This is a genomic window from Halomonas flagellata, assembly GCF_022487945.1.
Taxonomy (GTDB): domain Bacteria; phylum Pseudomonadota; class Gammaproteobacteria; order Pseudomonadales; family Halomonadaceae; genus Halomonas; species Halomonas flagellata.
The window spans coordinates 1-9491 of record NZ_JAKVPY010000049.1; the positions used below are offsets into that span (position 1 = coordinate 1).

At 58.6% G+C, this 9491-nt stretch carries 8 protein-coding genes and 2 pseudogenes; 1 reads left to right on the forward strand and 9 read right to left on the reverse strand.

Annotated features, from left to right (window positions below):
- The first annotated feature begins 451 nt into the window (after positions 1–451).
- Complete coding sequence (locus MKP05_RS20715; protein WP_240570059.1) at positions 452–2470, forward strand: nucleoside-diphosphate sugar epimerase/dehydratase; 2019 nt, start codon at positions 452–454, stop codon at positions 2468–2470.
- Here MKP05_RS20715 and MKP05_RS20720 read toward each other — a convergent pair.
- The 9 genes and pseudogenes from MKP05_RS20720 to MKP05_RS20765 all read right to left on the reverse strand — a co-directional run.
- The gene (locus MKP05_RS20720) at positions 2444–2767 is read right to left on the reverse strand and encodes an LbetaH domain-containing protein (protein ID WP_240570060.1); all 324 of its coding nucleotides are present in this window, start codon (positions 2765–2767) and stop codon (positions 2444–2446) included. The genes MKP05_RS20715 and MKP05_RS20720 overlap by 27 nt on opposite strands.
- A gap of 348 nt (positions 2768–3115) precedes the next feature.
- Positions 3116–3790, reverse strand: a complete 675-nt coding sequence (locus tag MKP05_RS20725; protein WP_240570061.1) for a sugar transferase — start codon at positions 3788–3790, stop codon at positions 3116–3118.
- 1 nt (position 3791) lies between these two features.
- Entirely contained in the window at positions 3792–4994 is a 1203-nt protein-coding gene (locus MKP05_RS20730) for a carboxylate--amine ligase (protein WP_240570062.1), read from the reverse strand.
- A 14-nt stretch (positions 4995–5008) separates the two neighbouring features.
- Entirely contained in the window at positions 5009–5245 is a 237-nt protein-coding gene (locus tag MKP05_RS20735; RefSeq protein ID WP_338072370.1) for a glycosyltransferase family protein, read from the reverse strand.
- Positions 5202–5540 carry a glycosyltransferase family protein gene (locus tag MKP05_RS20740; RefSeq protein ID WP_240570064.1) on the reverse strand — a complete coding sequence of 113 codons (339 nt, stop codon included), beginning with the start codon at positions 5538–5540 and terminating at the stop codon, positions 5202–5204. The genes MKP05_RS20735 and MKP05_RS20740 overlap by 44 nt, the downstream gene beginning before the upstream one ends.
- 125 nt (positions 5541–5665) lie before the next feature.
- Positions 5666–6382 carry a class I SAM-dependent methyltransferase gene (locus tag MKP05_RS20745; RefSeq protein ID WP_240570065.1) on the reverse strand — a complete coding sequence of 239 codons (717 nt, stop codon included), beginning with the start codon at positions 6380–6382 and terminating at the stop codon, positions 5666–5668.
- Positions 6383–6803: 421 nt separating this feature from the next.
- Positions 6804–7333, reverse strand: a pseudogene (locus MKP05_RS21995) (sugar transferase).
- A gap of 29 nt (positions 7334–7362) precedes the next feature.
- Positions 7363–9051 carry an ABC transporter ATP-binding protein gene (locus MKP05_RS20760; RefSeq protein ID WP_240570068.1) on the reverse strand — a complete coding sequence of 563 codons (1689 nt, stop codon included), beginning with the start codon at positions 9049–9051 and terminating at the stop codon, positions 7363–7365.
- A 165-nt stretch (positions 9052–9216) separates the two neighbouring features.
- Positions 9217–9491: pseudogene (locus tag MKP05_RS20765) on the reverse strand (tyrosine-protein kinase); the annotation flags it as partial.

Consider the following 9491-nt stretch of genomic DNA (forward strand, 5'->3'; position numbering starts at 1 on the left):
GTCGTTAGGGTTTCACCCATGGCGGTTGGTCCTCCTGAATCAGGTTCTGCCAGGAACTCTCTGATTTATCAGTAGGATACCAACCGCCATCTTCATTTCCAGGGCTGCCCGGTGAATATCAGGGGATGATGAGGTTCCTACTGTTAACACGTCGAGGAGAATCAGGATTGATGAGCAAGCACTCTGCCAGTTAAATCACGCCCCAAGCATTCAGCTTCATCATGTTCCCATGGCAGAAAATCCACCTTGTTGACCTCCTTCCATTGACGATATAGTAGATTACAGAAAGAAACAAACATCATTATCTGTACGGTTTCTTTCCATTTCCACGTCACCTCATTGAACACTGAGTTCAGGCTACTGAAAATCATAAACAAGAAATAAAAGCTACGCACACCACGGCGACAATACGTCACGCCGGGAACGAGGGTAACAGGAAGGAGCTGGAACAATGAGCTGGCTATTACAGCGCGCATTCCGTTTTTCTCGTCGAGTCAAATGCCTGATCCAGCTTTGTACTGATGCACTGTTGCTGTCAGCCAGTTTTCTGATGGCACTGGTACTGAAACAGGACAGTCTCTCACCAATATTCGAAGTCCAGAACCTGAAGATACTACTAGTTGCGTTACCCATCAGCCTGTTCATGTTTTATCGCCTGGGCTTCTATCGCGCCTTGATCCGCTACATGGGGATCAGGGCGCTGCAGACGCTGGCGACGGGGGTAGCGTTCTCGGCCCTGACACTGTGGGTGACGGCGAGGCTGGAAGGCGTCACGCTTTCCGTATCGATACTGATGATCTATATGATGCTGGCCGTGCTGGCTTCGGGTGGCATACGGCTCTTGCTTCGCGGGCTCTTCTATCGTCGAGACCCGATGAGCCACAGGACGCGAGTGGTGATCTACGGTGCGGGCACCACCGGGTCACAACTCGTGACTTCGCTGAAACAGAGGGGCGAGTTCATGCCGGTCGCATTCATCGATGACTGGCGTGGCATGCATGGCACCATTGTCGAGGGGATCAAGGTGTATCACCCCGATCGCCTTCCCCATGTCATAGAAGAGACGCACGCCGAGAGGATTCTGCTGGCCATGCCGAGCATAAGTCGCACTCGCCGCCGTGAGATCCTGGCGTCGCTGGCCCCCTTCAATGTGCCGATCCAGACGGTCCCTGGCATCGAGGATATCGTCAAGGGACATGCACAGCTCAACGAGATAAGGGATGTCGCCGTAGAGGATCTACTGGGCCGTGACCCGGTTCCGCCGCGCCGTGACCTGCTGGATGCCAATATCCAGGGCAAGGTAGTGATGGTCACCGGAGCCGGCGGTTCGATCGGTTCGGAACTCTGTCGCCAGATCCTCCGACTGGCTCCCCAACGGCTGATCCTGCTGGATGCCTGTGAATATGCACTCTATGGGATAGAGGCAGAGCTGAAGCAACTCGCTGGTGGGGAGGGGCTTCCGGACAGGGTAGAGGCATTGCTGGGCTCGGTGCAGCAGCGCAGCCGGATGGAAAGCATCATGCGTACCTTCGGGGTACAGACGCTCTATCACGCCGCCGCGTACAAGCATGTCCCGATGGTGGAATATAATGTGATCGAGGGCGTGCGCAACAACGTCTTTGGTACCCTGGAAACCGCCCATGCTGCCATCGCGGCCGGTGTCGAGACCTTCGTGCTGGTATCCACCGACAAGGCGGTGCGTCCTACCAATGTAATGGGCACGACGAAACGCCTGGCAGAACTGATCTGCCAGGCGCTGTCGTCTACCCAGTCATGGACACGCTTCTGCATGGTGCGTTTCGGCAACGTCCTGGGCTCATCCGGCTCCGTGATTCCGCTGTTTCACCGCCAGATTTCCCAGGGCGGCCCGATCACCGTGACCGACGAGAACATCACCCGCTATTTCATGACCACTCCCGAAGCCGCCACCCTGGTGCTGCAGGCAGGCGCCATGGGCAAGGGCGGCGAAGTTTTCGTGCTCGACATGGGTAGTCCTGTCCAGATCGCCGAACTGGCCCGTCAGATGGTGCGACTCTCGGGGCTGGAGGTGAAGGACGAAGCCAACCCTCGCGGCGATATCGAGATCATGTACACCGGCCTGCGGCCCGGCGAGAAGCTCTTTGAGGAACTGTTGGTCGGTGATAATGTCTCGCCGACTGAGCATCCACGCATTCTCGGTGCCCGGGAATCATGCTGGGAGTGGCCACGCCTGGAGGCCCTGCTGAAACATCTGTGGAATGCCGCCGAGAGGGGGGATGTCGAGACCATTCGTCAACTGCTGGTCGAGGCCCCTGCCGCCTACCACCCCCAGGGCCCTATCGTCGATCTGATCTGGCAGGAAATCGGTCACCACCCCGTCAAGGCTCCCGCGTCTCCAGCCCGGTCAGTCCTGGAGCCGCAACCGGACTCAGAGACGGAAGCCTTGCTCAAGGCCGCGGCGCTGTCACTGGTCAAGGGGTCGCGCTATTGACCTGAGGCGCTGGCCATGACGGGGGGCAGCCTTGCCGCCGAGAGGACGAGCCGGAACCCCGACCACGGTGAGGCCACCGGCGATGTCAGTAACCACGGCCACTCCCTCGCCGATTGACGCACCCTGGCGCACCGCTGCTCCCACTCCGATCCAGCTGCCACGCCCGACCCTCACGTCACCCGACACGTTGGCCCCCAGCGCCACGTGCACGCAGACGCCGACACGACAGTCATGATCCACCGTGGCGCAGGTATTGACGATCGCGAAGGCATTGATCACCGCTCCGGCCATCACCACCGTTCCCTCCCCCAGTCGCGCCAGGGAACTGACCGTGGCCCTGGGGGCACCAGCTTCGACCCAGGATCACAGAGGCGATTGAAGACCATCACCCGTAAGAGGCGTTCGGCATCGGCTAGCCGGATGCGCGCAGCAGGCCGTTGACAGATAGGGACTTCCAGGCGGTGCGGCGCCGGTCATCACTGAGGGCCTGCGCCTGCTCAGGGGCATAGCCCACGCCTGTCTGAAAACTGCCTGCGCGCACCCATACGGCGTTAAAAATCGGCTCAAAGACCTCATTTACACCGCGTAAACTCCGCTTTGGACTCGCGACATCCCTGTCGCTCGCCAGGATTTGTAAACACCTTCTCAGGTATCCGTCGTCTCATGATGTGGCGCCGGGAAGACCGTGCGCCACAAGTAGACCAGGTCCATGGTGAAGGACCAGTGACGGACATAGTCGCGGTTCAGCCTCACCTTGTCGGGGAAGATCACCTCGCTATTGTAGCGTTCCGGATCGGCCACTCCGGCCAGCAGCGCCTCCTCATTGCGATACTTCAACGTCGCCGGCCCGGTGATGCCGGGCCGTACCGAGAGGATCTCCCGCCCCTCGTCGCTCAGGACATCGGCAAACCCCGGCACGTCGGGTCGCGGCCCGACGAAACTCATCTGGCCAGCCAGCACGTTGAACAGCTGCGGCAATTCGTCGAGCTTCGAGCGGCGCAGCAGGCGGCCGAATCGGGTGATACGCGGGTCACCCAGGGTGGTCACCATAGAGCCGGCCACTGGACGCATGGTTCGCAGCTTGACCACCCGGAACGCCCGCCCGCCGCGTCCGATGCGCTCCTGCAGAAAGAAACCGGAGGCCCCGGTGTCCCGGGCCGCAGCCCAGGCCGCCAGCAGGATCACCGGCAACAGCGGCGCCAGCAGCAGCAGCGACACTATCAGGTCGAAGACGCGCTTCAGGCTGCGCTGCCCGCGCGTCAGGCCAGCGGCCTCCCACCCCGCCGGCCTCTCGCCCAGATGCCGCTTGAGCAGGGCCATCTCAGCGTACCATCCCGGCTTCGAGGGGGTTCATGCTCTTGGTCTTCAACCCCTTGGCCAGATAGTAGAACGCCTCGCCGAACAGCACGAGCGGGTCGTCGAGCTTGAAGTCGTCGAAGGCGTCGGCCCTCACCCCATCACGCAGCCGCAGGGCCTCCGCCAGCCGGCCCCGACGCAGCAGGTCGAGACGGCGGATCACATCGCCCAGCAGCCACCTCTCCACCACCCCGTCACGTACAGGCCCGGCCGCCACCAGCGCGGCCTCGGGTCCACGGGTCTCGGCCAGGTAGAGCAACCAGGCGAAGTTCACGCCCGAACTCAGCGAGAGGTCGATGGAGCCCCACAGCCGCGGGTTGATCTCGATGAAATGGTGGCGCCCACTCTCGGCGTCATACTTGAACTCCAGCATCGCCAGGCCGTGCCAGTCCAGCGCGTCGAGCAGGCGGTGGGCATCCGACTCCAAGGCCGGGTTGGACGCACCAACACGCAGGGTACTGGTCCCCCCGATCGTAACCTTTTCCTGGAGACGGCGGTGGGTGAAGGAGGCGATCCGCCGGCCGTGCCAGTAGAGGCAAGAGACCCCCCAGCCATCGCCCGTCACCCGCTCCTGCACGATCGGCGGCCGATCGTGGTCGAGGTCGAAGTCGGTCATCATCCGCTCGAGCTCGCGCGTCAGCGCCTCGCCGCCACGCGCGAAACGTACGCCTTTGGAGCTGTTGCCACGCCGCGCCCGGGCCACGTACCAGCGATCCGGATCCGTGACGGCCTGGGCTTCGGCCGGAGTACGATACTCGACGATGGGTGCCACCGCCACGCGCAGCCCCCTGGCCAGGCGGCTCATGCGGTCCTTGTCGTTGACCAGCGCCAGGGTGACCGAATCCACCATCGGCAGTGCAATGACTGCTGGCAAGCGCCCCGCCTCCCGAGCCTGCACCAGCAGCTCGCCCTCCTCGTGCCCGGGGATTATCACCCCCACCTCGTGACGCAGGCAGAGCTCGGTGATATCCGCCACGAAACCCACGGGATCGACATAGGGCGAACGATACCCCCCGCGGGCATGTGCCAGGCGCGACGCCTGGCACATGCCGATCCTGGAGGTGTCGGCCACCACCACCTTCACGCCCTTGCGCACCAGGCCCCGCAACGCTGAGTAACTACTGCGACACCAGCCGTGGGTCAGCAGCACCGTCGATTCATCACCCATGCATGACACCCCCGCTACAGATCGGTAATCTCGAGCAGCCGTCGATTGACCCGCTGGACGTCGTACTGCCGTGCCACCCTCTCCAGGCTGGCACGCCCCATGGCCTCCACTACCGTGTCCTCGGCGTCGATCATGGCCAGCATGGCGTTGGCCAGACCACGGGGCTCGACCAACAGGCCGTTCACGCCTGCCTCCACCGTCTCCCAACTACCAGGCGAATCCTTGGTGATAATCGGCCGCCCGGTGGCCATCGCCTCCACTGTCGCCAGGCCGCTGTATATCACTGACTTGGCGGTAAGCGATCACCGCCTCCGGCTGCTGGCGCTCGATCAGGGCGCGAATCGCCCACGCCGTGCGCCAGTCCTCCAGCGGATTGAGCCCACCTCGCCCGATAGCCAGAGCTTCGAAGGGTATCGACAATGAAGCAAGCTCACGGCTGACCGCGTCGGTGGCGGCGTCCGAATGAGCCGCCGTGACAACCCGGTGGCCACATTCGCTCAATAGCCGCAGCAACGGACCACGGAAATTGACCAGTGAGCGCGCCACGCCCCCGATCACCAGAACACGACGGGGGCTGCGATTGCCGCCTCGGCCTCGCATGGCAGGGCAAATTCAGGCATGACCGAAGATCTCCAGATGGCAGCGCTCGTGCAAACTCGCCAGCGCCTGACTTATTTCTTTTCCAGTAAAAACATCATATGGGACTGATCTTCGGGCATCCGAAACATCTTTATGATGTGAAATCGTCGCGCAATGACACCGACAACCTTATTTTCAGATGTTTCATGACTCGAATTGATTTGCCAAACACCACTGTCACAGCCACGCCCACTCATCCTGACCAAAACCTTCTTCAATATGAGAGGCAGCGGTAGAGATAACGTCGAAATCGAGGAAGATGTAATACGCGCCATCAGGTAGATGCGGAAGTCGTTGACCGGCAATGTGATCAGGCAATATCTCTTCGTCAGAGCCGACAGGTTGCAGAGAGCCTTTTCCATATCACCAAAAGGGATATGATGAAGAACTCTTGAACACAACACCAGATCGAACAGCCCAAGCGGCAACCCTTCGGGCAGAGAAAGAATCGAACCGACATGGTCCGGGTTCAGCTGAGAGTTGATATCGAAGGTTGCAACGTGAACCCCATCGTGTCGCAAGTACGCAGTCACCAACCCCGTCCCCACCCCGACTTCCAGAACCAGCCGGGGATGGCATTCATGGATCATCGAAAGTTGATACCAATATGTAAGCATCCTCTGCTTAGAGTTGTACTTGGAAAAATCATAATAGGATTTCGGAATATCCTCTGGATTGATAGCTGTCACTGGAGTATTCATAATTAGCTTGTTCCAATTGGTTTTAACGAAATCAATGAGATAAGCCAAATTCAATTCCTGGAGCAAGCCTCAGTACAGAGCTGCCCCCCATAGCCCATGAAGTCGAGGCATTTCATTGCCACATTCGGTGTATAAAAGTCATTCCATCGGTTGTTTAGGTTCCTCGTGTCACTCGCAAGGGCGTGGTCCATCGAATGTGCCAGCCCCACGATGTCACCACACGCCACTACCCTGCCCCACTTTCCATGCTCCTGTATCTCCGCCGGGCCATGGGGCAATCAAAACTGACAATATTCACCTGAGCATACAGCACCTCGACCACGACATTTCCAAGCCCTTCCCAGCGTGGCGACAGCCTCAGGCTAACGCCGTGTACCGTCCACTGAATCGGGGTAACTTCACGGCTGCTTGGTAGCCGGATGACGCTGAAGTAGGCCGGAACCGGCAATCACTGGTCTCAACACGCCCGTTAAGGATTCTGATGAATGAAGCCGGGAAACTTCTCTTCCCAGGTGAGGGCGTTGCGACCGTTGACCTGTGCCCAGCCGGTAATACCGGGACACGCCTCATGACGCCGGAACTGCTCGGGGGTATAGAGCGGCAGGTAGTCCATTAGAAGCGGCCGAGGTCCCACCAGACTCATATCCCCCTTAACACGTTCCAGAGTTCATGAAGCTCATCCAAGCGCGTGGCCCGAAGCCAACGGCCAAAAGATGTCAATCGCAGATGGCTGGGCAAGAGCTCTCGGTTCGCATCGTAGTCGTTGAGCATGCTGCAGTATTTCACCAGCTCAAATGGTCGCCTGTTCAAGTCGGGACACATCTGCCGGAACCACACCGGGAAGCCAAGCCGCCAGCGGATCATAAGCGCCAGCGTCAGAAGCGATGGCGACAGCAACAGAAGGAGCACGCCGGCTTCCAGCAAATCGAGTCCGCGCTTTGCACTCATCGTTCCATCCCTCTCAGTGGTTAAACACTCACCGGGTGGACTGAACCGCATCAGCTATTACACAGCCCCATCAATTTGAGTCAGGCATCTATGGCCATACGCTGGAAAACAATATTCCTCTCGACCAATTCATCGTACTTTCCATGGTCTATTACACGCCCGCTTTCCATGAGATAGATGCAATCACACTTCCTTACCGTTGCAAGGCGGTGAGCAATCATAATGATGGTCTTCTTGCCGGAAAAGTCATGTATAGCGTCCATCACCAGCTTTTCGGTGATGCCATCCAAGGCACTAGTAGCCTCATCAAGGATCAGGATCCCGGCGTCATCATATAGCGCCCGGGCGATCCCAATGCGCTGGCGCTGGCCTCCGGATAGCTGGATGCCACGCTCTCCGACACGCGTCTCCAGACCATCGGGAAGTTGACTTATTAGCTCATCTAGGCGAGCCATACTTGCGGCTCTCTGCACACGATCATCATCGGTCTGCTCATCCGGAAGCCCAAAGGCAATATTCTCCCGGATACTGGCATCAGCCAGAAAAATAGATTGAGAAACGAATCCCAAGCTGTTCTGCCATGCACGCTTCACCCCCTCATTGAATGGTTCACCATCTATCAGAAACTCACCACTATCGGGTTCTATCAGGGCCAACAGAATATCAATAGCAGTAGATTTACCTGACCCAGAGGCGCCTACCAGACCGATGACCTGATTGGCCGGCACTGTTAATGAGAGTTTATCCAATGCGGCCTCCTCCTTGCCAGGGTAGTGAAACACGACATTGCGCAGCTCGATCGCCTGATGAAATTGCACATACCCCGCCGCCGATGCAGGCAGTGGGTCCTGATACTCTGCGTGACGGCTGTCCAAAAGGTCCTCATGTATGCTGTCGAAAGCCGCCAAATTACCTCTGATGGTCGCAACACTAGTATAGATCTGTTGAAAGGCAGGCAATAGCTTAAGTCCCGAAAGAGCAAAAACGGACAGCACAGGAAGGATATCCCCCAAGTTACCTTGGTGTGCTGAAAGAAAATATAGAACTAGAAAAATAACCGAGCCGAAGGCGACAAGTTCCATGGCATAGCGAGGAACCTCCGATAGTGCCTTAGTCGTCCCTCTTGCTCGCCCGAAACGTCTGCTGCATTTTTCGAAACGCTGGTTGAATACCGGCTGGCGCCCCAGTAGCAGTGCGTCCTTGATTCCGCCGAAGCCTTCGGCCATCAGTTTGAACCGCTCACGCTGGGTACGAGAGATTGCCTTGCCATTGGACACCAGCTTCCGACGTACGGTGCGATACAAAACGAGATACACAAAGAGAAAGACGATGACCCCTGTTGATGCCACGACCGGATTGTAGACAAAGATGGCTATCGACATAAACAGGACCATCACGACCCTGGCATTCATCTTCATCAACGGTGCAATGATCTTGTCGGTAATCCGCTGACACTCCTGTGAAATCTTGTTCGTCAACTGTGCGCTGCTCCCTCCGGCATGGAACAACCAGGGCTGCTGCATGTAATGCCGATAGAGACGCGTACTGAGCTCGGCCCCTATCTGCTGGCCGTACATGGAGAGCCTCCACACAGTAAACATCGAGATACAGGAAGCGACGGTCAGCGCTGCGAGAACGGACACCCCCATCCAGAACAGGAAGTCAGCGGGGTCGCCGAAGCCAATCATTGAATAAAGACGTGCCACGGCACCATCGCCTTCGAGACGACTCATGTCACCGACCAGAGCCATAAAGGGACCGATGGCCACGACTCCAGCCACCTCAGCCAAGGCCATGAACACAACCAATAGCTGTAACCGGAGGAGTCGCTTGCGCTGTTCACCGGTAAGGAGTCCACAAAGAGCCTTTAGACTTGAGAACATTGTCTGACCGCCTTCATTTCGGATGTAGATATGTGCCTTCGACGCTTCAGTTCAAGAGTAGCTATAGCCATAGCTATAGCCATATCGGGTGGCGGCCTTACGTTCGATCGCATTGAGAATCGCCCCCTTCACCGTGACCCCTGCCGTCTCCAGCCGCCTGACCGCCAGCTGCACCTCCCGCAGCGGGTTCACCTGGAAACGCGCCACCAGCAGCGTGGTACCACACTGCGCGCCGATCACCGCGGCATCCGTCACCGCCAGCACCGGCGGGGTGTCGACGATCACCAGGTCGTAACGCTCGCCCACCGCGTCGAGGAAGCGGCTGA